At 56.5% G+C, this 21,008-nt stretch carries 23 protein-coding genes and 1 pseudogene; 9 read left to right on the forward strand and 15 right to left on the reverse strand.

Features of this window, described 5'->3' with window-relative positions; translation table 11 throughout:
• Positions 1–24: 24 nt before the first annotated feature.
• From ROA7450_RS09990 to ROA7450_RS21435, 7 genes and pseudogenes are all read right to left on the reverse strand, one after another.
• Positions 25–1,482, reverse strand: a complete 1,458-nt coding sequence (locus tag ROA7450_RS09990; protein ID WP_085805563.1) for a coniferyl aldehyde dehydrogenase — start codon at positions 1,480–1,482, stop codon at positions 25–27.
• Positions 1,483–1,484: 2 nt separating this feature from the next.
• Positions 1,485–1,736, reverse strand: a complete 252-nt coding sequence (locus tag ROA7450_RS21170) for a RidA family protein (protein ID WP_200812946.1) — start codon at positions 1,734–1,736, stop codon at positions 1,485–1,487.
• A 2-nt stretch (positions 1,737–1,738) separates the two neighbouring features.
• On the reverse strand, positions 1,739–2,176 hold the full coding sequence (locus tag ROA7450_RS21510) for a helix-turn-helix domain-containing protein (RefSeq protein WP_085805643.1): 438 nt from the start codon (positions 2,174–2,176) through the stop codon (positions 1,739–1,741).
• 19 nt (positions 2,177–2,195) lie between these two features.
• Positions 2,196–2,714 (reverse strand): annotated as a pseudogene (locus ROA7450_RS21515) (AraC family transcriptional regulator); the annotation flags it as partial.
• A 70-nt stretch (positions 2,715–2,784) separates the two neighbouring features.
• Positions 2,785–3,432 (reverse strand): hydantoinase B/oxoprolinase family protein, encoded by a 648-nt coding sequence (locus ROA7450_RS21270; protein ID WP_306372431.1) that lies wholly within the window; start codon positions 3,430–3,432, stop codon positions 2,785–2,787.
• 55 nt (positions 3,433–3,487) lie between these two features.
• Positions 3,488–3,673 (reverse strand): hydantoinase B/oxoprolinase family protein, encoded by a 186-nt coding sequence (locus ROA7450_RS21430; protein WP_268808459.1) that lies wholly within the window; start codon positions 3,671–3,673, stop codon positions 3,488–3,490.
• Positions 3,674–3,690: 17 nt separating this feature from the next.
• Positions 3,691–3,915 (reverse strand): hydantoinase B/oxoprolinase family protein, encoded by a 225-nt coding sequence (locus ROA7450_RS21435; RefSeq protein WP_268808460.1) that lies wholly within the window; start codon positions 3,913–3,915, stop codon positions 3,691–3,693.
• On the opposite strand from ROA7450_RS21435, the gene ROA7450_RS10015 reads away from it, so the two are divergent.
• The gene (locus tag ROA7450_RS10015; RefSeq protein WP_085805566.1) at positions 3,902–4,081 is read left to right on the forward strand and encodes a hypothetical protein; all 180 of its coding nucleotides are present in this window, start codon (positions 3,902–3,904) and stop codon (positions 4,079–4,081) included. The two genes, ROA7450_RS21435 and ROA7450_RS10015, sit on opposite strands and share 14 nt — an antisense overlap.
• A gap of 43 nt (positions 4,082–4,124) precedes the next feature.
• Here ROA7450_RS10015 and ROA7450_RS10020 read toward each other — a convergent pair whose 3' ends face one another.
• The 6 genes from ROA7450_RS10020 to ROA7450_RS10045 all read right to left on the reverse strand — a co-directional run bounded on the left by ROA7450_RS10020 (position 4,125) and on the right by ROA7450_RS10045 (position 10,482).
• Positions 4,125–5,585 carry a trimethylamine methyltransferase family protein gene (locus tag ROA7450_RS10020; RefSeq protein WP_085805567.1) on the reverse strand — a complete coding sequence of 487 codons (1,461 nt, stop codon included), beginning with the start codon at positions 5,583–5,585 and terminating at the stop codon, positions 4,125–4,127.
• Positions 5,578–6,198: a peroxidase-related enzyme gene (locus ROA7450_RS10025; RefSeq protein WP_085805568.1), complete on the reverse strand. Its 621-nt coding sequence runs from the start codon at positions 6,196–6,198 to the stop codon at positions 5,578–5,580. The genes ROA7450_RS10020 and ROA7450_RS10025 overlap by 8 nt, the downstream gene beginning before the upstream one ends.
• 7 nt (positions 6,199–6,205) lie before the next feature.
• The gene (locus tag ROA7450_RS10030; RefSeq protein ID WP_085805569.1) at positions 6,206–7,303 is read right to left on the reverse strand and encodes a 2,5-dihydroxypyridine 5,6-dioxygenase NicX family protein; all 1,098 of its coding nucleotides are present in this window, start codon (positions 7,301–7,303) and stop codon (positions 6,206–6,208) included.
• Positions 7,304–7,392: 89 nt separating this feature from the next.
• Positions 7,393–8,424 carry a LacI family DNA-binding transcriptional regulator gene (locus ROA7450_RS10035; protein WP_085805570.1) on the reverse strand — a complete coding sequence of 344 codons (1,032 nt, stop codon included), beginning with the start codon at positions 8,422–8,424 and terminating at the stop codon, positions 7,393–7,395.
• A gap of 88 nt (positions 8,425–8,512) precedes the next feature.
• On the reverse strand, positions 8,513–8,893 hold the full coding sequence (locus tag ROA7450_RS10040; protein ID WP_085805644.1) for an HIT domain-containing protein: 381 nt from the start codon (positions 8,891–8,893) through the stop codon (positions 8,513–8,515).
• Positions 8,894–8,904: 11 nt separating this feature from the next.
• On the reverse strand, positions 8,905–10,482 hold the full coding sequence (locus tag ROA7450_RS10045) for a DUF5928 domain-containing protein (RefSeq protein WP_085805571.1): 1,578 nt from the start codon (positions 10,480–10,482) through the stop codon (positions 8,905–8,907).
• Between the two features lie 141 nt (positions 10,483–10,623).
• Between ROA7450_RS10045 and ROA7450_RS10050 the strand changes: the two genes are divergently transcribed.
• From ROA7450_RS10050 to ROA7450_RS10080, 7 genes are all read left to right on the forward strand, one after another.
• Positions 10,624–11,442 carry a sulfotransferase family protein gene (locus tag ROA7450_RS10050; RefSeq protein ID WP_085805572.1) on the forward strand — a complete coding sequence of 273 codons (819 nt, stop codon included), beginning with the start codon at positions 10,624–10,626 and terminating at the stop codon, positions 11,440–11,442.
• Positions 11,443–11,528: 86 nt separating this feature from the next.
• On the forward strand, positions 11,529–11,765 hold the full coding sequence (locus tag ROA7450_RS10055) for an Lrp/AsnC ligand binding domain-containing protein (protein ID WP_085805573.1): 237 nt from the start codon (positions 11,529–11,531) through the stop codon (positions 11,763–11,765).
• 19 nt (positions 11,766–11,784) lie between these two features.
• Positions 11,785–12,927, forward strand: a complete 1,143-nt coding sequence (locus ROA7450_RS10060; protein WP_085805574.1) for an ABC transporter substrate-binding protein — start codon at positions 11,785–11,787, stop codon at positions 12,925–12,927.
• A gap of 60 nt (positions 12,928–12,987) precedes the next feature.
• A complete protein-coding gene (locus ROA7450_RS10065) occupies positions 12,988–13,908 on the forward strand; it encodes a branched-chain amino acid ABC transporter permease (RefSeq protein ID WP_085805575.1) in 921 nt (306 codons plus the stop codon).
• Complete coding sequence (locus ROA7450_RS10070) at positions 13,905–14,888, forward strand: branched-chain amino acid ABC transporter permease (RefSeq protein WP_085805576.1); 984 nt, start codon at positions 13,905–13,907, stop codon at positions 14,886–14,888. Before ROA7450_RS10065 ends, ROA7450_RS10070 begins: the two co-directional genes overlap by 4 nt.
• On the forward strand, positions 14,881–15,630 hold the full coding sequence (locus ROA7450_RS10075) for an ABC transporter ATP-binding protein (RefSeq protein WP_085805577.1): 750 nt from the start codon (positions 14,881–14,883) through the stop codon (positions 15,628–15,630). Before ROA7450_RS10070 ends, ROA7450_RS10075 begins: the two co-directional genes overlap by 8 nt.
• Positions 15,627–16,316, forward strand: coding sequence for an ABC transporter ATP-binding protein (locus tag ROA7450_RS10080; protein WP_085805578.1), 690 nt, complete (start codon positions 15,627–15,629; stop codon positions 16,314–16,316). Before ROA7450_RS10075 ends, ROA7450_RS10080 begins: the two co-directional genes overlap by 4 nt.
• Before the next feature lie 63 nt (positions 16,317–16,379).
• Here the strand turns inward: ROA7450_RS10080 and ROA7450_RS10085 are convergent, their stop codons facing one another.
• Positions 16,380–17,756, reverse strand: a complete 1,377-nt coding sequence (locus ROA7450_RS10085; RefSeq protein ID WP_085805579.1) for an FAD-dependent oxidoreductase — start codon at positions 17,754–17,756, stop codon at positions 16,380–16,382.
• Between the two features lie 93 nt (positions 17,757–17,849).
• Complete coding sequence (locus ROA7450_RS10090) at positions 17,850–20,099, reverse strand: heavy metal translocating P-type ATPase (protein ID WP_085805580.1); 2,250 nt, start codon at positions 20,097–20,099, stop codon at positions 17,850–17,852.
• 178 nt (positions 20,100–20,277) lie between these two features.
• Between ROA7450_RS10090 and rpe the strand changes: the two genes are divergently transcribed.
• Positions 20,278–20,967, forward strand: a complete 690-nt coding sequence (gene rpe, locus ROA7450_RS10095; protein ID WP_085805581.1) for a ribulose-phosphate 3-epimerase — start codon at positions 20,278–20,280, stop codon at positions 20,965–20,967.
• The last annotated feature ends 41 nt before the right edge of the window (positions 20,968–21,008 follow it).

Below are 21,008 nucleotides of genomic sequence, written 5' to 3' on the forward strand. Positions count from 1 at the left end.
AAGTTCTAACCGTAGCCGAGCACGCTATAGTTTACGTCGTCTGAACCTAATCGTCTGCAACCAGCGTAAACCGCGATACATCGTAGTGTCCCAAGGCGGCCCTACGAGCGACGCGGTGTTCAGCCGCCCCTTTCGCAAAACGCCCTTGGCCTTGGAGAAGGTATAAAAGCCCTCTTTGCCATGATAATGCCCCATGCCCGAGGGGCCGATACCGCCAAAAGGCATGTCATCGACAGCGACGTGAGTGAGTGTTTCGTTCAGGCCCACCCCACCAGAATGGGTTCGAGAAAGGAGTTCATTTGCGCGCGCTTTGTTCCAATCGAAATAATACAGCGCCAGCGGACGCGGTCGGGCATTCACGAATGCAATTGCGTCATCGAGACTGTCGTAGGGCAGCACCGGCAAAATCGGGCCAAAGATTTCTTCTTGCATTACCAGCATGTCGTCTGTTGCATCTCGGATCAGTGTCACAGGGAGTTTGCGACTGCCCTCAAAAGAGTCTTTTGCGGGGTTGATCGTAATCAGCTGCGCGCCTTTGTCCTGCGCATCTGACAGGTATCTCTCAAGCCGTGCTTTTTGCCGGTTTGTGATAATGGCGGTGTAATCAATGTTGTCGCGCAGACTTGGATAGCTCTTGCGGACAACCTCGGCGAAGGCATCGCAAAAGTCGTCAAGTTTTTTGCGCGGGCACAGGATGTAATCAGGGGCGACGCAGATTTGCCCGGCGTTCATGCATTTTCCAAAGGCCAGACGTTTGGCGGCCTCTTCAACGGGAAAGTCTTCGTGGACGATGGCGGGTGATTTTCCCCCAAGCTCCAGCGTTACCGGTGTCAGGTTTTCGGCTGCGGCCCGCATCACTACTTTGCCGACCTGGGTCGAGCCGGTGAAAACAAGATGATCGAAAGGTAACGCGGTAAAGGCGGTGGAAATTGCCTCGTCGCCGGTCACCAGGGCCACTTCGTCCTGCGCATAAAGATCGTTAAGAATCTTTTGCAACAGCGTGCCGGTTTGGGGGGCAAATTCGGACGTTTTCAACATCACACGGTTGCCTGCTGCAAGCGCCCCGATCATCGGTGACAGCGTCAAAAAGATCGGAAAATTCCACGGCACAACAATACCGACAACCCCAAGTGGCTGACAATAGACTCGCGCTGAGGCGGGTTGCAGCAACAGGGGAACATGGCGGCGCTGGGGTTTCATCAGGCGTTTGAGACGTTTTCGATAATATGCGATCCCTTCAAGCAGCGGTGCGATTTCGGTCAGATAGGTCTCGGCGGCGGCTCGGTTGCTGAAATCTGAACTGACGGCAGAAATCAATGCGTCGGTGTGATCCAGCAGAGCGTTGTGCAATTTATCCAAGCGTCGAATTCTGCTGGTGCGATCTGGCATTGGGTCGGCTTGAAATGCGGCTTTTTGTGCGCCCAGCAAGTCATCCAATTTGGGCATAACCAAGGGTTCAGGTGTGAGCGCCGACAAATGCATCGTCAAGTTCCGTAACTGAGAAGCTGCATGTCAATAAATGCTGCTGCGAGCACCCTGATCAAGTCTGCCGTTGCGTAATCCTGCCAATGTCCATGCCGAATTGAATCGCCGGCGGTGTCACCTTGAATAGCATGGCTGTCCACATCCAACGCGCCAATGCCTGACAGGAACAGGAAGTCACCGGCGCGCACGGCTTGAGAATAGGGGCCGGCACCTGAGGGGGCCTGATTGGTGGTGTGAACTGTGATGGGCATGGTCAATGATCCTGTCGTGGCAATGATGTAGAGGTGGCTTGTGCAAAGCTTTGACGCTTTTCCAAAGGCACCTGGCCAAACTGCTGGGTGTACCATTTCGCCAGATAGGACGAGGAGGAAAAGCCGCTAGCCAAGGTCGCCTCGTAAATCGGCAGATCAGTTTGGCGAACCAATGATCGCGTTGGCCGCAACCGGCATTCCAGATAGTGCCGCTTTGGGCTGCGCCCCAGATGGGTGCGAAACAGGCGGTCCAGATGTCGCTGCGATAATCCCGCTTGTGCGGCGATGTCCGGCAATAGCATCGGGCTTTCGATGTCGTGCTCCATGATCTGTACGGCGTTGCGAACATAGCTGTTGGTTGAGCGCGCGTGTTCTTGAAGGCGAGCGGGTTTCGCTGTGCAAGACCTGTTCAGCCACCTTATTGGCCAGATCGATGCCATGCGCGGCGGCCACAAAAGTGAGCGATAGATCCACAACCGCCGTGCCACCCGAGCAGGTGGAGATCGGCCCGTCGGTTTCAAAAATTGCCTCAGTCACTTCGAGTTCCGGATAGGTTTCGCGAAATGCGGCGCGATCTTCCCAGTGAATGGTGCAGCGTTTGCCCTCCAGCAGCCCGGCCTTGGCCAAAACCCAGCTGCCCGTTGACACCGCTCCGATGCTGGTGCCCCCCGCCTTGAGCCGACGCAACCAGGTCGAAACCTCGGTGCTGGTCTGTTTATGCCCATCTACCCCGGCGCCCACCACCAGATTTATGAGAGGTGGGGCATCTTCGATCAAGTGGTCTGTCTGGACGTTGAGCCCGTTCATTGACCTCGCCGAGTGAATGCGATGGCCAATGGTGCACCAGGAATAGATCGGCTCACCACTGACGTAGTTTGCCAGGGCCAGCACATCAATTGCTGCCGAAACCGGCAACATCGGATGCCCGGGCAAGAGGAGAAAGCCGAAAGATTCGGTCTGGGCAGATGGCAACGTCATGTTGATGCTAGTCGGCTCCTCTCTGGTATCTAGGTCTGTGTGGTCGTGCAATTTTACCCTAGCCTGCGCTCTACTGGCTGCGCAATTGCGCGGTTTTAGCGGTATCGACCTCACCGCTCGCTGTCAGGGTAACGTCATATTCGAGCTCGGCTGCCTCGGCGCTGACGATCCCAAGGCGCACGTCATCAGCGACAAGCTCTTGTGGACGATCCACCGGGTTGCGCAATCCGCTGCTGGGGAAGGCCGCGACAGACAGACCGTCCTTGCCCGGGCGCGCCCCGGTGCCTCCATTATGAGTCACTTCGACCGCATATTTGGTAGCGTTCTGGTCGTTGTTCATCTCAAACCCGCCACTCAGGGGCAGGTCATACATGTTCGAGGACCCTTCCGCAGGGATTCGGTCGGGGATGGCCTGATGTAGACAGCCATACATCAGGTCTGGCATGATCTGACCCAGAACATGCCGCTGCGCGACGGGGGCGGGACGCGGGGCATTAAGGATGCAGCCCTCGTCCGGGGCGGTGACCTCAAAACAACCCAGCGACCCGGCATAGTTGGGCACTTCGGGGGCAAAGATGCAGCGCAGGCCAAAGACGCTGTAGGCGGTGGAATAGTTCAGTGGCACGTTGATGCCATAGCGCGAGCAGGGGGAGGAACCTGCGAAATCGACCTCGTTCTGGAACGGCGCACGAGAGTTAGATTTGAACAGGATCAGCAGGGGTGTCGTTCATCTGCCCTGCATCGACCAGTTTGATCGGCGGGATCAGTCGTCCTTAATCATAAACGTCCGATCCACCCGGCCCCATGCCAGGGCCGCCAAGGTCGACCAAATGCGAGGTGCAGGAGACCATGCCAACCAGTTTGCCATCCAGAAAGGACGGCTGCACCAGCACAAAGTCATTCAAGTGCCCGGAACCGGGCCAAGGATCATTGGTCAGGTAGGTATCACCGGGCTTCATCGTCTCGGGCGGGAAGTTTAGGTGAAATATTTAACCGATTCCGCCATGGTGTTGATATGCCCCGGTGTGCCAGTCACGGCCTGCGCCAGCATCCGGCCTTGCTCGTCAAATACACCTGCGGAAATGTCGCCGCTTTCGCGCACGATGGGGATGAAGGCGGTATGCATCAACGCCTGCGCCTGTTCATCGACAACCGATTGCAGGCGATTCCACATCACCTGAAGTTCGATGTCCGAGGCCAAGCGCCGTCAAATGTATTGGGAAATGCAGGACATTGTCGCCAATCAGGGCGGCGTGATTGTCCCAATGTTTGCCAATTGGGTCTTTGGCCATTCCGATAAAATCGCAGTGCCCGACCAGATGGCTTCGAACTGGGATCTGGACGGTGAACGCTGGTCACTCGCGTAATTCTCGCAATCAACGGGCGGCTGGCACAGGTCAGCCGCCCTTATTACGTCAGGATGTCCGACAGTTTAGCACCAATCCGCGCCTTGAGGTCAACGCTACCATTTTCAATCCAGGCATCGGCATCGGAACGCTCAAACAAGGCAGGATACCAGTTTTCGCTCAGGAACCTGTCCTGGGTATGCTGATCCGTCAGAAAGCTGTTGTCGGGCGCGGCGCGTTGCACCACGTCAAAGGCGATGGTGTCGGCATTGACGGGGCAGCCCGCTGCCATCTGATTGGTCCAGCCCACTAATTCATCACATAACGCCAGCATTTCAAGTGATCCGGTTCTGCCGCCGGACAGAAAACCCAGATTGTGCACAAAAGGTGTACCCGCCAGCCCGGCGATAGCCATATTGGCCCCGGCTTCGGCGGCGGCTTGCGCGTCAAACGCGTGCGAGTCCGAACAGCCCGACCCGATCCACGACGGCACGCCGATGGACTTGAAATAATCCGCAGCCCCCAGCCCATTCAGCATGTATTCGGGCGACCCGTAGGCCAAATCTGCTTGCCGCATATCCATGGGCAAAACCGCAGATCCGCTCATGATCGGGGCGCCCGGTTCCGTGAGTTGGTGGATGACAATCCCGGCGATGGCCTCCGCCGAAGATTGGGCAATGGCCCCGGCCACGCTGATCGGGCTGGACATGCCGGGGAAGGTGGCCGGGTAACACACGATTGGCAGGTGGTGGCGCGCGGCATTGATCACACGGTCGCAAAAATCCTCGGGCAGGCGCAGGGGCGAGATTGGCCCCATCAATTCCAGCGCAATCGGCTTGTCCGCCAGATTGTTGTATCCCCCGGCCAGATCCGCCAAATGGGCCAATATGCGGCTCTGAATATGCTCATCATGGGCCAAAACGGCAGCGGGTTTCGAGCAATGCGCAAAAAGCGCTTTCACCGTCTCCACCGCCTCATCCTCGGCTGAAATATCACTGGGATAGCCGAGGGAACAGGACATGCTGAGATTAGGCAGTGCTTCGCAGACCTTGGCGGTTTCGCGAATATCGTTCAGCGTACAGGGACGTAGTTCTCCGGTTGTCCGGTCCAGAATGCGCACGCAGTTGTGCCCCGGGCAATAGGACGTGATCCGGCTGGAGGTATCGACCCTGAGCTTGCCATTCAGATCATACAGCTTGATCTCACGCGGCACCGTTTCAAGTGCGCGTTCGACCAGATCCGACGGCATCCGCAGGTATCCGTCATCGCCCAATGTGCAGCCATGATCCGCGATCAGCATGGCCCGCACGCCATCATGCTCAACAATCACGCCAATCTGCGACAGGATTTTTAATACCGCCTCGTGGATCTGTGCCAACTGCCCCACATCCGCCACACGCAATTGCAGCGCCTGATCCTTGAGCGGCGAGATGTCGGCAATTTGGGCTTTGCGGTTGACCTTGTCCGAACGCGAGCTTTTACGGCGGCCACCGCTGCGGCGTGGTTTTTGCGCGAGTTCAGCCATTGGGTTGCCCCTCCATAATGTCAGTCAGTGTTGTGGTTTCCAGACCTATGGCCTCATCGCCAAGGGTGATGCCCAGCCCGTTGATCATCCGGGTCCAGTAGGCAAAGCTGGCGGTGATTTGGTTGACGTGCACAATCTCAGCGGCGCTGAGTCCGGTGGCGGTCAATGCATCGATATTCTCTCGCGTCATGGTTTCGGGCGTATGGCTCAGCTTGCGGGTATAAAGCGCGATGGCACGCTGGCGGTCCGACAGGACATCAGATTGCAGATCGCCTTGTTCCAACACTGCCAAAACCTGTTCGGCCTTGTGCCTGTCCGGGGCTGTGGCACAGAAGTTTTCACCATGATGCGCGCGGGCATAGATACAGTGGTTCAGGATTGCGACATAGGTCGCCACAAACTCGGCATTGTGCAGATCAAGCGGCGCGTCCGGTGCGTGCAGGATCGCCTGATAGAATTTATGCACCGGCAAAATGGCCGAGGGCCAGGGTGACAGGGCCTGATACAACCGATGCAACGTGCCATCGTCGCGGCATACCTCTTGGCGCATCTCCTCGGTTAGAAAGCTCTCGACCGGGGTGTCGTCTTCGATCCAGCTAACAGAATGAGTCATGATCCCCTCACAAGCCAATGTCTTGATTCGTGGTCATGTCATCAGTGGTCAGGCCGAATTCTTGTAACAGCGCTTGTGTCGCATCGGTTTGAAAGAAGGTGACCTCTCCATCCGTGAGGAATGCCTCATCATCAAACCGCACTGTCGGGTCGATGATGTGCCAGTTGATCTCTCCAGGCGGATAGTCCCCGCAGGTATGAAAATGCAGGTGGCGTGGTGAGCCAAAGATCATCCCGTTCCACCGCACCGGGTCATCTTTGGCAGCGGCAAAGTACCCGGTGCCGGGGTTAAGCCCGTGATGCCAGGAATGGATCAGGGTTTCATCAAGGCCAAACTTTTCCGCCACCATCCGGGCATGGGCGCGAAACGCCTCGACGTCTGGCCCGTTGCCTTGAATGTCGGTGCTATGTCCGTTTTCAACATGAATGGTAATGGGCGTTTTCAGGTAATGCACCTCGGGCGAATAAGCATGGGTATTGGTTCCGGTGACCCATCGTTGCAGCACGATTTTGCCGTTCATCGTTTGCGCAGAAATCGGTTTGTGCACTGACATCGGGAACAGGCGCACGGCAAAGCCACCGCTTTCGGCGGATACAGGCTTGGGGGCCGGCATCTCACCACTAACATCGGTGCCCGCCGGGCAGGTGATGTGCCATGTTTTCTTACTGTCCAGCGCACCGTTGAACAGGGCAACCATGCGCACCATGAAATCATGATCATAGGTTGCTGCGCGCGAGGCCAAGGTATCAACATCAAGCGTATAGACCATGGTTTTGCTACCCGTGCCGGGCAGAGACCTGAACCGCATCTGATCTCCGATCCTATTGAGGAACACGGTATGGTCCACCTGTGTCATGGCGGCATTCAGGGCTTCGGGCACATCATCAGGGCCGCTGGCGCGTGGTGTAGACAGGGTCAAAACGGTTGCTCCCATGTCCCGTGCTTTGTCTGCAATGATGTCGATCACCGCATTTTCAAAGTAATCGATCTGCCGATCTTCGGTGATCAACAGCAGGCTTTGGCCCTTTGAGATCTGCACGCAGTTGCGCAGTAAATTCCGGGCACCTGTGGTGGCCAGCGCTAGTTTGTTGGCGTGTAAATTCATGATTTTGTTCGCTCTGGTATTCGAAGAATCATCTTATTGTAACGTTACAATATGCAAAAGTCGGAAAAGATCCAGAGAAATTTTAAATGTTAGGTGGTGTCACCTTCGATCAGCTCTGCAGGTAGGGTAATCGAGTTTTGCGCAAAGCTGCCGTTGTCCAAGGCCTGCAGCAACTCACGCGCCCCAACACAGCCCATCTCATAGGCAGGGGATTGCATCGTGGTTACGGTTTGTGCTGCGATCTCGTGCAAGCCAAAGGCGTTGAAACCCGTCACGCAGGTTTGCCCGGGCACATCGACTCCAGCCTGTTGCAAGGCTTTGAGGGCCCCAAGCGCGATCTCATCGTTGATACACATGATCGCATCCGGGTACCCGTGTTGCGCCGTATGCACATTCAAAGCAGCGACGACATCCCGCTGGCGACCGTTGCCGCTGGGAACAAGATCTAGCCGTTCAACACTGCCCGTACGCGCAATTTCATCGCGCATGCCGGCAACACGCAGGTTGACCGCAGCCCATTCATTTTCGCCTGCTGTCATGATCAAGACCGAGCGAGGCTGTCGCCTTAACACGCGCCGCGTCAGTGCGCGCGCCGCAGCATAGTCATCTTGCATGACCGCGCAGATTTGATCCGATGGCGTGTCCGGCGCTTCGAGAAATAGAACGGTCGGCTGCTGAAACTCCCGGATAAGGTTGAATTGATGTGCACGCTGCGCGTCTGACCCGGACAGCAGAACGCACAAACCATCGGTTTGCACATTGCGCAACATGGCCGATGTATCAAAGGCGTCGGGTTTGACGCCTTGCAAGATCGCGGAAAACCCGCCGTCGTTCAGTGTGTTGCTGATCCCGGCGATGATCTGCGTTGTGTAGCCGTCTGAGAGGTAATGATCAGAGGCATCCACCACGATTATCCCAATCGACCACAGTTTGGAGGTCCGCAGCATGTGCGCGCCATGGTTTCGGCGGTAATTCAGCTCTTTGACCGAATGCTCGACCTTCTGGCGCATCTCAGGCGTCATCAGATTGAACCGGCCGTTCACGAAATTCGAAACGGTCATCGGTGAAACCTGCGCATGTTCAGCGACTTGTTTCAATGTGACTCGTTTGGGTCGGGCCATGAAAATACACCTGTCTTGCGGACGGTTTACGGGGTGACCATAACACCGGCCTTAGGAAATTAAACCGCGCGGCATCTGCTGCGTCGGTTTATGCCTTTGACAGCATCGGGCCCAAATTGTGCCCACCAACGATATGAATGTGAAAATGCGGCACTTCCTGCCCGCCGTCATCATCGCAATTTGCAATCGCTCGATACCCATTGCCACCAGCACCTGGCGCCACGCCGGTCATCTGGCTGACCTTGGCGACCGCGCGATTGAAATCGGCGATCTCAGTATCACTGGCCTCAATCGCAAAATGATCAAAACAAACATAAGGCCCTTTGGGGATGATCAGCACATGCACCGGCGCCTGTGGCCCGATATCATTGAACGCCAGCGCATGATCAGTTTCCAACACCGTATCATTCGGGATCTCACCGCGCAGAATTTTGGCGAAGATATTCTGGTTGTCATAGTCATAAGGCATGGGCATTGATCCTAGTCGTCAAAAAGGTGATCGGTTTTCGCAATGTTTAGCGCGGTGTCTTGCGTCACGGCAAGAAAACGGGAAATCTGCTCTGCCATCCATTCGTGGCTATCCGACTCGCACAAGATGACATGGTTTTCAAATTCCGCATCCCGGATCTGATCGCTTTCATAATAGATATCACGACGAATGGTGGGCAGCAGTCTTGTAATAGACTCTGCAGGCGTTTGATCTCCGGCCAGGCCGACACGTTTGGCGTGGCCTTCCAGATAGTCCTCGGTAAAATCACATTTGAGTTCCAGCAAACGGGTGGTGCAACGATCGCTGCAGAAATCCTGCAGCAAATCCAGGTCTGAGGGATCAATACAAATTACCATTCGGTCGCTGTTATGATGTTCAAACAACATCCGCAGTAGCGCCCGGCGATGGCGCGCACGTTTATGCAGTTTAGACCCAATTCCACCTAAATCTGGCAGGTCTGTACTTTCTTCGTTGAAAAGATAGTCGATGGCAGGAATATCTGTGTTTTGTCTGATCGATTTACTCAGGCGTTTGGCGACATGCCACTTCTTACACAGAATAATCATCAATTCGCGTTCGCGACCCAGTGTGCTTTCAGTTTCCCAAAACCGACTGGCAAAACGGCGCCCGATCCGACCGCGTTTTGTCAGAAATTTGAACAGATTGCGCCCTTCGTTGGATATCTGGAATTGCATCTCGCTTGCCGAATACATCTTGCCCAGTCGTTCCTTGAGTTCATGGGCCTCGGGGCTGATCTTGCGGGCGAAAAGATAATCCTGCGAGAGCAGCATATCATAGTGATCGTTATAGAACGTGACCGGCATCCCATAGTCGGTAAACATCAAAAGGGTCAGCGTGCGCGCCCGGATTTGATCGCCAGGGATCAGGTGCCGAACGAGTGTCTGGAAGAAAGTCTCATCTGGAATCCAAGTTGAACGGAAAAACCGCATCACATCTTTTCGCTTTCGGGTAAACTCCAGAATCGATTCAATGGTCCGTCGCCGCAGACACCACCATTGGCTTCCAATTTGGATCTGTAGATCCTGAGGTATCTCACGCTCCATCCTCAGCTTTTGTTGCAGCGCAAGACCGGCGTAAAAGGCATGCTTGTTTTTACGCTCATTCAGAAAATGACGGTAAATCAGGCGTTCTTCCTTGATGCCGGTCTTGATCCAGTCGCTCTCGAAAAAATCAAAGCTTTCAATGTAATCGACATCACTGGCATCGAGAAAATCATGCGCATACTCGGCGGACTTGATTGCAGCGCAATCCCCCGACAGCATGTAAAAATGGGTGGCCCGGGGAAAGGCGTCAACTGCTGCTTCAATCGCATTCAATGTGGCCTGAACCAGCGACCACTCTCCCCAACCACACTTTATCCGCTTCTTGGCGTAGGTCACATTTGGATTGTTGGATAGGGCAGTTCGTATTCTCTGTAAATGCTCTGGTTTTGCGCGGGCATCAAAATGAATCGAGATGTAATCGCCTTTTGTCGTCAACATATTGGCTTGTTCAATGATCGCATCAGGATCTTTGTGGCACAAAAGGATAAAAGCGATATTTGCCATGTCAGAAACGGTTTGTCCTGCAGTTCACTCGATGTCTATACTGATAGCGTTGAACGCCCGGCGAATAAACCGGGCTTTCTCGGGTTTTAAGAGTTTAGAAAAATTTAGCTGTTTCAAAAGCTAAATACGGAGGCAGCAGGTATGGGATTTCCGGGCGTTTGGATGACCGAGAGCGAAAGTGTGGTATATCGGGTGGTACCAAAATGTGCTTGCTCTACCATCGGTCAGATCATGTACTATTCCGACCACGGTGAATTCTTTGATGGCGACATTCATGATGCCAAAGACAAGATGCACAAGTGGGCGCATGACTATAGTCAGCCGGTTATCGAACAAAACGTGAAGTCGCACAAATCCTATGCCTTTACCTGTGTGCGCAACCCTTACACGCGGATCCTATCCAGTTTTTTCGACAAGATTTGCGGCATCCAGCGCAATGGTCAGCGCTATCGTGGCAAAATGGTACCCCTTCTGGTGCAGAAATATGGAATCGAAGTCGGCGGTGATGATGGCAAGCAGGAGTTTGACCAGATCAAAAGTTTCCGCCGCTTTCTGCTCTTTGCTCGCGACACCATCCGCTGGCGCCGCCCGATGGAGCCGGACATTCACTGGTCGGCCATGTCGGGGCATGTCTCAACCTTTATCGTCAATGGCGGACGCTACAACAAGATTTTCTGGACCGAGAAATTTAACGGCGGCATGGATCAGGTCTTGCAGTCGATCGATTCACCACATGCTGTGGATATCAAAGCCATCCCGCGGTTCAACGAATCCGAAGGCCACGGCCCGAAACGCGCCCACCCAGTCGAGGATTACTTCGACGACCTGTCAATGCATCTGGTCTATGAGATGTACAAACGTGATTTCGATCTTTTCAAATACGACTTTCACGATCCATCAAACAAAATGCCGGTGGGCGAGATCGATCTGGATGAGGTGCACGCCAAGCTGGGTGAATAAGTCCAGCCATTGCAATGCCTTGAAAATTCCCGGTTCCCTTTTATTCGATTTTCCCGTTTAGTTGCTGGCAACCAAGGGGGACCAAAATGCGTTGTGTTTTCGTCAATATCCGTTGTCGTCCGGGCACGTCCTATACCGTGGCCGAAAATATTGCGTTGCGTGAAATCCATTCTGAGCTTTACTCGACCTCTGGTCCCTTTGATCTTTTGCTCAAGCTCTACATCCCCGAGGGCGAGGATGTGGGTAAATACATCAATGACAATCTGCTCGACATTGATGGGATCGAGCGGACCGAGTCAACGCTGACCTTCAAAGCGTTTTGAAAATATCAGGGAGAGGGACATGAAACTGAAATCATTTGTGGCTGCCGTGTGCATGGGGCTGATCGGCACGGCGGCGCTGGCCGAAGAAGGCAAGGTCAAGGTCGGGATGATCACCACGTTGTCTGGCGGCGGTGCCGGTCTGGGCATTGATGTGCGTGACGGCTTTTTGCTGGCCACCAAGATGGCTGGCAATGACAATCTTGAGGTTGTGGTCGAGGATGACCAGCGCAAGCCTGACATTGCTGTGCAACTGGCCGACAAGATGATTCAGTCCGAAAAGGTCGATGTGCTGACCGGCATCATCTGGTCCAACCTCGCCATGGCCGTGGTGCCCGCCGCCACCGCACAAGGTAAGTTTTATCTTTCACCCAATGCTGGCCCTTCTGCGCTTGCAGGCAAGGGCTGCCATCCGAACTATTTCAACGTCGCATGGCAGAACGACAACCTGCACGAGGCGGCAGGCGGCTATGCCAATGACGCGGGCTTCAAGAAAACCTTCATCCTTGCGCCAAATTATCCTGCTGGTCAGGACGCTCTGACCGGCTATAAACGCGTGTACGAGGGTGAACTGGCTGGCGAGCTTTTCACTAAGCTGGGGCAAAAGGACTACGCCGCTGAACTGGCTCAGGTCCGGGCCTCAGATGCTGATAGCGTGTTCTTCTTCCTGCCGGGCGGCATGGGGATTTCCTTCCTCAAGCAATACGCCGACAGCGGTATCGACCTGCCGGTTGTTGGCCCCGCCTTCAGCTTTGATCAGGGCATCCTGCAGGCCGTCGGTGACGCGGCGCTGGGTGTGAAAAACACCAGCCAGTGGAACAAGGATATCGACAATGCCGCCAACGCCGCCTTTGTCGAGGCGTTCCAGGCTGATTACGGACGCCTGCCGTCGCTCTACGCTTCGCAAGGCTATGACACGGCAAACCTGCTACTTTCGGCCATGGCCAAGGCCGATGTCAGCGACGCCGATGCCTTCCGCGCGGCCCTCGAAGCGGCGGAATTTGATTCCGTCCGGGGCGATTTTGAATTCGCCGCCAACCACCACCCGGTGCAGGATATTTACGTGCGCGAGGTGATCAAAGAGGGCGACGTCTTCACCAACAAGATCATCGGCACTGCGCTCAGCGATCACAGCAACGTCTATGTGGATGAATGCAAACTGTAATCCACCATATTTAGTCGACCAGGCCCCGGCATCTAGCCGGGGCACAAAGGCCCGCCTTTCATGACATTCATTCTCCTGATCGAACAGGTCCTCAACGGACTGCAGTTCGGGGTCATGTTGTTTCTCATGGCTGCCGGGCTGACGTTGGTGTTCGGCGTCATGGGACTGATCAACCTCGCGCATGGCTCGCTCTACATGGTCGGTGCCTTTGCCGCCGCCGCTGTGGCAGGCGCGACCGGATCGTTTCTGCTGGCCTTGGCCGCCGCGCTCGCCGCCGCCGCGGCTGCTGGCGCATTGATGGAACTGCTGGTGATCCGCAGGCTGTATAACCGCGACCACCTCGATCAGGTGCTCGCCACTTTCGCGCTCATCCTGATCTTTTCCGAAGGCACGCGCTGGCTCTTTGGTTCTTTCCCGCTCTATCTCGACATCCCTGATGCACTGTCCGGCCCGGTCACCCTGCCCGGCGGCATTGCCTATCCGGCTTACCGGTTGGCGATCATCGCGATTGGTCTGGTGATTGCCGCAGGCCTGTTTTGGCTGATTGCCCGCACTCGTCTGGGCATTCGCATTCGTGCGGGCGAATCTGATCGCGAGATGATTGCCGCGCTGGGGGTCGACATCTCGAAGCTTTACACCATCGTCTTTGCACTGGGCGCAGCTTTGGCCGGTCTGGCCGGTGCGCTGGTCGGCGCAATTCAATCCGTGCAGGTCGGTATGGGCGAACCCGTGTTGATCCTCGCCTTCGTGGTGATCGTCATCGGTGGCATCGGCTCGATCAAGGGCGCGCTGATCGGCGCCATTCTGGTGGGGCTGACTGACACGTTGGGCGGCATCGCCTTGCCCGCGGTCTTGCGTCTCGTCACCGACAATGCCACCGCCACCTCAACCGGGGCGGCGCTCTCATCGATGCTGATCTATATCCTGATGGCCGGGGTCCTGATCTGGCGGCCCCAAGGCCTGTTCGGAGCACAAGCATGAAGCGCGAAACGCTCATAAACGCGGCACTGTTGCTGGGTCTTCTGCTGGTCCCGCTCTGGGCTTATGTCACCGATGAACCCTTTACCATCACGCTCGCCACCAAGGTCGCAATCCTCGCGCTCGCCGGTGTTGGCCTCAACATCGCTCTGGGTCTGGGCGGGCTGGTCAGTCTTGGTCACGCAGCCTTCTTTGGCATCGGTGGCTATGCCATGGGCATCCTTGCCAGCCACGCGCAAAGCTACACGCCGCTAATGGAAAGCCCCTTCCTGATCGAAGGTACCAAATCCATGCCGGTGATCTGGGTCACCGCAATCCTCGCCTCCGCCCTCGCCGCGCTTGTCATCGGAACGCTGTCCCTGCGCACCTCGGGCGTTTATTTCATCATGATCACGCTGGCATTCGGCCAGATGCTGTTCTTCTTTGCCATCAGTTGGCCCGCTTACGGGGGCGAGGACGGCCTGTCGATCTATGTGCGCAATGGCTTTCCGGGCATGAACACACTCGACCCGATCCAGTTCTTTGCGCTGTGTTTTGCCCTGCTGCTGGCCGCCCTGTGGTTCAGTCACCGCTTGGCCAATGCGCCTTTTGGGTTGGCGCTCAATGCGGCGCGGCAATCGCCTGCACGGGTCGAAACCGTGGGCCTCAGCCCGTTTCACCTGCGCCTGATCGCCTTTATCATCTCCGGCGCAATCACCGGCCTTGCCGGGGCGCTTTTTGCCGATCTCAACCGCTTTGTCAGCCCGAATATGCTCAGCTGGCAAACCAGTGGTGAGATCATGATTTTCATCATTCTCGGCGGTGTCGGGCGGCTTTGTGGCCCGGTTGCCGGGGCGGCGCTGTTTATCGCGCTGGAACATTTCTTGGGCGGCCTGTCCGAGTTCTGGCACATCTGGCTGGGGCTTTTGCTCCTGCTGGTCGTTCTTTTTGCCCGTGGCGGATTGATTGGCGTTTTGGCCGGCAGGCAGGTGGCACATGACTGATCCGGTTCTTGCCACACATAACATCAGCAAACAATTCGGCGCGTTGAAAGCCAGCGATGACATCAGCCTGACCCTGAGGCCTGGCGAAATCCATGCCATCATCGGCCCCAACGGTGCGGGCAAATCCACGCTGATCGCCCAAATCTGCGGTACTCTGGCCCCGGACAGCGGCCGGGTTGAACTGATGGGGCGGGATGTAACCGCGCTGACCACTCGTGCCCGCGCTCAGGCTGGGTTGGGGCGCACCTTCCAGATTTCGGCGCTAGCGATGGAAGATACGGTTTTGCAAAACGCCCTGCTGGGTGCGCTGGGCGCCCGTGGCGGGGCCTTTGCCATGTTCCGCCGGGCTCTGTCTGACACAAACCTGCGGGATGTCGCGATGATGGCATTGGAGCGCGTCGGGCTGGCTGATGAGGCCAGCATGCGCACGTCTGACCTGAGCCACGGCCAACGCCGCCAGCTTGAGGTGGCGATTGCCCTGACGCTAAACCCCAAGGCCTTTGTCATGGATGAACCCATGGCCGGGATGGGGGCCGAAGGCTCTGCCAAGATGACCGGGCTTCTGGACGAGCTTCGGAAGGAAGCCCCCATTCTGTTGGTCGAACACGACATGGATGCTGTCTTTGCCTTGGCAGACCGGCTCAGCGTGTTGGTCTATGGCAGGATCATCGCAACCGGCTCTGTGTCCGAGATCCGCGCCAATAAGGACGTGCAGCAGGCCTATCTGGGAGAGGACGCATGAGCCTGTTGTCACTCTCGTCCCTTTCCGCCTTTTATGGCGCATCGCAGGCGCTGTTTGATGTGTCTTTCGATTTGGCCGAGGGCGAGGTGCTGGCGCTTTTGGGCCGCAACGGCATGGGCAAATCAACCACGATCAAATCCATCTGCCGAATGATGCCTGTGGCCTCGGGACAATTGGTCTTTGACGATCACGATTTGAACCGTCTGCCATCACACAAGGCGGCGCGCCTGGGTATCGGTCTGGTGCCCGAAGGGCGGCGCTGTTTTCCAAATCTTAATGTTTATGAAAATCTCACCGCCGCCGCTCGCCCCGGGCATTGGGATTTTGCGCGGGTGAGCAAATTGTTCCCACGCCTGGCCGAACGTCGCAATCAACGTGCCGCGACACTTTCGGGTGGCGAACAACAAATGCTCGCGATTGGCCGTGCTCTGATGACCAATCCACGTTTGTTAATATTAGATGAAGCCACCGAAGGATTGGCCCCCATCGTGCGGCAGGAAATTTGGGCGGCCATCCGCACCCTGAAAGAAGAAACCGGCATGGCAATTCTGCTGGTGGACAAGTCTCTCTTCGAGCTGTCCCAAATCGCCGACCGTGCCGTCATCTTGCAACGCGGGGCTGATGTGTGGTCGGGAAACTTTGGTGATCTGACCGAAGAATTATCGAGCCGCTATATCGGGGTTTGATGTGTTCGATCCCTGATGCGGAGTTTGGTACAAAACCGGGGGTGAGAGCGAACAAGTTGTACGTTAATCGACCCGAACGTCTTGCCGCTTCAACTCAGCCCGCACCGCGCTCAGATCGACATCGCGCTGATTGCGGTTCGACTTGACCGACAGCGCCGCCGCTACACCCGCGCCTTGCCCGGTCACCGCGCAACAGGCCATGTTGCGGGTCCCTGCGTGGGCCACTTTTGACCCACCAATCGCGCGACCAGGGACGAGCAGGTTTTCGATGTTTTGCGGCAGCATGCAGCTATAGGGCACCTGCATATAGCGGCCGGTGGTGGGCAAGATGAGAATGCCATAACCATCTATAAATTCAGGATAAATCCCGATGCTGTCATCAAATCGACCCTGATGGCGCATGTCGTCATCGGTCAAGTTATAAACCGCATCGATCTTGCGTGTGTCGCGAACGCCCAGTGACATGCCAAAGTTTCTGAGCCGCACCCCTTCACAGCCGGGTGTGTAGTGGCGCAGGGCCTCAATCGCGTGCATTGCTTGCTTGCGGCCCTCGATTTCGAACTTGGTTAGGCTGTCAGGATCGGTGCCGTCGCACCCGGCCAAATGCACGAGGTTCATATAGGTCATTTCGCCAGAATCGTGCACCGCACCCCAGGTCCCACCAATGGTATTCAAGTGAGCAGGGATCACACCATCTTGTATGGCTTGCGCAAAGGGCTTGGCCAGAAATGGCGAAAACATGGTGTCTTCCTTGCCGTCAGTTTCCACCTCCCATTCTCCGGTGGACCAGTCCTTGTAGGTCTGCGGGTTGGCTTTGACGCCCTCCATAAAGGCCTTTTTGTCTACGCCTGCCACATGGAACATCACAGACGCGGCCTGCATTTCCTCGATGGGGGTTTTATAGGTCGTGGCACCCGCGCGTTCCGCCACATCGGCATCTCCGGTGGCGTCGATCACGCGTTTGGCCAGGATTGCTTCGCGTCCCGCCTTCGATTCAACGATGATCCCTTTGATGTCATTGCCATCCATGATGGGCGCCACAAATTGGCGGTGGAGCATGGCATGAATGCCTGCTTCCTCGACCAAACGGTCCGCGACCAATTTGAAGCCTTCGCTGTCCAGCTCATAACTCAGTGACTGACTTTCTGGCACGGCAGCCCCGGCGGCCTTGGCACGTTCTTCGAACTCCCACCCGATGCCGCCTGCCTCAACCGTGTCTTCGTGTCTGTACCAGGCAAAGCCTTCAACACCGACAACCGTGATGTTGCCACCAAAGCAACCAAACCGCTCAACAAGCGCAACCTCAACGCCGCAGCGGGCGGCGGCCAGCGCGGCGGCCAACCCTGCGGGGCCAGAGCCGACAACCAGCACATCGGTACTATGAATCACAGGCGTTTCGCGGGGAGCCTCGGAAACGGTGCGGGGGGAAAGATGGTCCATGCGAGCCTCGTCATGGGAGTGTCGTGGAAGCATTTTACACTGCAACCATAAGCGCAGATTGACCGGCACCTTAGCCAGCTAGTGTGGGGTTGCCTAGTGGTTTTTAGCAGGAATCAATAGTGGTTTCACGTTGCGCAATCGCAGGGCATTGCTGACGACGCACACTGATGACAGCGCCATGGCCCCAGCCGCCAACATGGGCGAGAGTAAAAGGCCGAATGCGGGATAAAGCACCCCGGCGGCGACCGGCAGCAAGGCGGCGTTATAGGCAAAGGCCCAAAACAGGTTCTGACGGATGTTTTGCATGGTTTTGTGTGACAGATGTTGGGCGTTAATCACGCCGGAAAGATCGCTTGACACCAGCACCACATCAGCCGTTTCCATCGCGATATCTGTTCCGGTGCCAAGAGCGATGGCGACATCCGCTTTAGCAAGCGCCGGGGCGTCATTTATACCATCACCGACAAAGACCACCGGGCCGTTTTGGCGCAACTCGTCAATCGCGGTCAGCTTGTCCTCGGGGCGAAGGCCGGCGCGGATGTGATCAATGCCCAACTGTGCGGCGATGGCTTGCGCAGTTTCGGGGCGGTCGCCGGTCAACATGGCAACGGATATGCCGTTTTGATGCAGAGTTTCAATGGCTTGCTTGCTTTCGGGGCGCAGTGGGTCGGCGATGCCCAGCATCCCTGCAAACTGGCCATCGACGCCGATGAGGATGGGGGTTTGACCCTGTTCGCCAATTGCCGAGATTTGGTTTTGGTCAGGCAGGTTGGCAATGTTGGTTTGCTGAAGATGCTCAGTGTTGCCGACAAAGATTTGGTGCCCTGACGCAGATCCCGAAACGCCGAAGCTTGTGTGTGAAGTAAAACCACTGACGTCAGGCAGGGTCTGCCCCGCGGTCTCCACCAGTGCGCGCGCAATGGGATGTTCTGATTGTGCCTCAACTGCTGCGGCCATGCGCAGCACATCGGCCTGATTAAACCCATCCGCGATTTGAGTTGAGACGACAGTGGGCCTGCCCTTGGTCAACGTGCCGGTTTTGTCAAAGGCGATGGTGCGTACTTCGTCGAGCCGTTGAAGCGCCTCACCCCGGCGGAAAAATACGCCCAGTTCTGCCGCGCGCCCGGTGCCGACCATGATGGAGGTGGGCGTCGCAAGCCCCATGGCGCAGGGGCAGGCGATGATCAGAACTGAAACCGATGCGACCAGCGCATGGATCAGTGCAGGCTGCGGGCCAAAGATAAGCCATGCCACCAATGTGATCAGAGCTATTACTATGACCGCTGGCACAAACACCCGAATGACTCGGTCAGCGAGAGCTTGTATTGGCAGTTTGGCATCTTGAGCTTGAGAGACCATGCGAATAATCCCGGCCAGCGTGGTTCCCTCACCCACGCGCGTGGCTTTGAACTGGAATGCGCCGGAGGTGTTGATGGTGCCGCCGATCACCTCATCCCCTGCAGCCTTACCAACGGCGTTAGGCTCTCCGGTGATCATACTTTCATCAACATAGGACTGGCCGGAAGCGATGATGCCATCTACGGGCAGACGTTCGCCCGGTTTGATTTGGATGACATCGCCGATGCGTAGGTCATCTACGGCGACAGCGACCCAATGGCCCTCGCGTTTTACCTGAGCGGTTTCGGGTTGGAGACCGATGAGTGCCTCGATCGCCGCTCCGGTCCGTCCCCTTGCTCGTGCTTCCAACCAGCGGCCCGTCAAGATCAGTGTGACGATGACAGCGGCGGCTTCGAAATACACGACACGGGCGGTTTCGGGGAACATATTTGGGATCAGCAAAACCAAGGTAGAAAAAACCCACGCCGCACCGCTGCCCAAGGCGACAAGGCTGTTCATTTCCGGGGTACGTCTGAGCAGGGCGGGAATGCCGATAGTGAAAAACATCCGCCCGGGCCAAACCAGAACCAACGTGGTCAGCACAAATTGGAGGATCCAAAGTGGGCGCAGCCCGATGGTTTGATGCAGCCAATGGTGAAAGCTGGGGAATAGATGCCCGCCCATTTCCGTGATGAACACTGGCAACGTTAAGATTGCCGCAATCAACGCCATCAGTCGCGTCTGAGCGATCTGGTCGGCATGGCTCTGAGCGCTTTGCCCAAGGCTGCCCTCGGCCTTGGGCCAGGCCTGATATCCTGCGTCCTCGACCGCATTGATCAAGGCGTTGGTATCGACCCGTCCTTTGGGAAATTCCACCAAGGCCGTTGAACTGGCAAAGTTGACCGTGGCGCTTTCGACACCGGGCACGGCATTCAGGGCGCGCTCGGTCCGGCCCGCGCATCCCGCACAGCTTAACCCGCCGATATCCAATCTAACCGTTTCCATGAATTGCGCCCAGTCGCCAGAGTTCTCAGGTTAGATAGAGTGACGCCTGAACCAAAGGTCAAGAGGGAGATGGAAAACGTGTTCAAACCGCACTGTTCAAACCGAACTGGGGGTTGACCTGAGCCGCCTCACGGCTCATGAGCATGGCACGTGAGGCCTACGCACCCGGAGACACCCCATGAGCTTTGACCGTTCCATCAAAATCGCCCCTTCGATCCTGTCGGCGGACTTCGCCAATTTCGGGCAGGAAATTCAATGTGTCGAGGCGCAGGGCGCGGATTGGATTCACGTCGATGTTATGGATGGACATTTCGTGCCGAACCTGACCTTTGGCCCGCCGCTCTGTGCTGCGATCCGCCCGCATATCAAGACGGTGATGGACATTCACCTGATGATTTCACCGGTTGATCCCTACATCGCGGCCTTTGCAGATGCAGGTGCCGATATCATCACCGCGCATCTGGAAGCAGGCCCGCATATTCACCGGACCCTGCAGGCCATTCGCGGACATGGGTGCAAGGCCGGGCTGGCACTGAACCCTGGGACGGGAATCGAAGATATCGATTACCTGCTGGATATGGTGGATTTGATCTGCGTGATGACCGTGAACCCCGGCTTTGGCGGGCAAAAGTTCATCCACAGTCAGGTGGAAAAGGTCAAAAACCTGCGGGCAAAAATTGGTGATCGCCCAATTCACATCGAAATTGATGGTGGTATCACGCCTGAAACCGCGCCGTTGATGGCGGCAGCGGGGGCGGATGTGCTGGTAGCAGGGTCTGCGGTGTTCAAAGGCGGCTCAGTAGAGAACCCTGCGCCCTATGGTGAAAACATCCGCGCGGTTCGGGCGGCGGCAGAGGCAGCGCTGTAATCTTCGACGGATTGGCTTGCTTGCGATGCTAAGGCACCGCA

The sequence above is a fragment of the Roseovarius albus genome (assembly GCF_900172335.1).
GTDB classification, from domain to species: domain Bacteria; phylum Pseudomonadota; class Alphaproteobacteria; order Rhodobacterales; family Rhodobacteraceae; genus Roseovarius; species Roseovarius albus.

Bases quoted from the DNA above. Each gene is read 5' to 3' on its own strand.
- ROA7450_RS10065 (WP_085805575.1), top strand. From the start codon at position 12,988: ATGACATTCATTCTCCTGATCGAACAGGTCCTCAACGGACTGCAGTTC.
- ROA7450_RS10020 (WP_085805567.1), bottom strand. From the start codon at position 5,585: ATGGCTGAACTCGCGCAAAAACCACGCCGCAGCGGTGGCCGCCGTAAA.
- ROA7450_RS09990 (WP_085805563.1), bottom strand. From the start codon at position 1,482: ATGCATTTGTCGGCGCTCACACCTGAACCCTTGGTTATGCCCAAATTG.
- ROA7450_RS21430 (WP_268808459.1), bottom strand. From the start codon at position 3,673: ATGAAGCCCGGTGATACCTACCTGACCAATGATCCTTGGCCCGGTTCC.
- ROA7450_RS10035 (WP_085805570.1), bottom strand. From the start codon at position 8,424: ATGGCCCGACCCAAACGAGTCACATTGAAACAAGTCGCTGAACATGCG.
- ROA7450_RS10040 (WP_085805644.1), bottom strand. From the start codon at position 8,893: ATGCCTTATGACTATGACAACCAGAATATCTTCGCCAAAATTCTGCGC.
- ROA7450_RS10090 (WP_085805580.1), bottom strand. From the start codon at position 20,099: ATGGAAACGGTTAGATTGGATATCGGCGGGTTAAGCTGTGCGGGATGC.
- ROA7450_RS10085 (WP_085805579.1), bottom strand. From the start codon at position 17,756: ATGGACCATCTTTCCCCCCGCACCGTTTCCGAGGCTCCCCGCGAAACG.
- ROA7450_RS10075 (WP_085805577.1), top strand. From the start codon at position 14,881: ATGACTGATCCGGTTCTTGCCACACATAACATCAGCAAACAATTCGGC.
- ROA7450_RS21170 (WP_200812946.1), bottom strand. From the start codon at position 1,736: ATGCCCATCACAGTTCACACCACCAATCAGGCCCCCTCAGGTGCCGGC.
- ROA7450_RS21510 (WP_085805643.1), bottom strand. From the start codon at position 2,176: ATGGCATCGATCTGGCCAATAAGGTGGCTGAACAGGTCTTGCACAGCG.
- rpe (WP_085805581.1), top strand. From the start codon at position 20,278: ATGAGCTTTGACCGTTCCATCAAAATCGCCCCTTCGATCCTGTCGGCG.
- ROA7450_RS10045 (WP_085805571.1), bottom strand. From the start codon at position 10,482: ATGGCAAATATCGCTTTTATCCTTTTGTGCCACAAAGATCCTGATGCG.
- ROA7450_RS10050 (WP_085805572.1), top strand. From the start codon at position 10,624: ATGGGATTTCCGGGCGTTTGGATGACCGAGAGCGAAAGTGTGGTATAT.
- ROA7450_RS10055 (WP_085805573.1), top strand. From the start codon at position 11,529: ATGCGTTGTGTTTTCGTCAATATCCGTTGTCGTCCGGGCACGTCCTAT.
- ROA7450_RS10025 (WP_085805568.1), bottom strand. From the start codon at position 6,198: ATGACTCATTCTGTTAGCTGGATCGAAGACGACACCCCGGTCGAGAGC.
- ROA7450_RS10070 (WP_085805576.1), top strand. From the start codon at position 13,905: ATGAAGCGCGAAACGCTCATAAACGCGGCACTGTTGCTGGGTCTTCTG.
- ROA7450_RS10080 (WP_085805578.1), top strand. From the start codon at position 15,627: ATGAGCCTGTTGTCACTCTCGTCCCTTTCCGCCTTTTATGGCGCATCG.
- ROA7450_RS10030 (WP_085805569.1), bottom strand. From the start codon at position 7,303: ATGAATTTACACGCCAACAAACTAGCGCTGGCCACCACAGGTGCCCGG.
- ROA7450_RS10015 (WP_085805566.1), top strand. From the start codon at position 3,902: ATGTCCGAGGCCAAGCGCCGTCAAATGTATTGGGAAATGCAGGACATT.
- ROA7450_RS10060 (WP_085805574.1), top strand. From the start codon at position 11,785: ATGAAACTGAAATCATTTGTGGCTGCCGTGTGCATGGGGCTGATCGGC.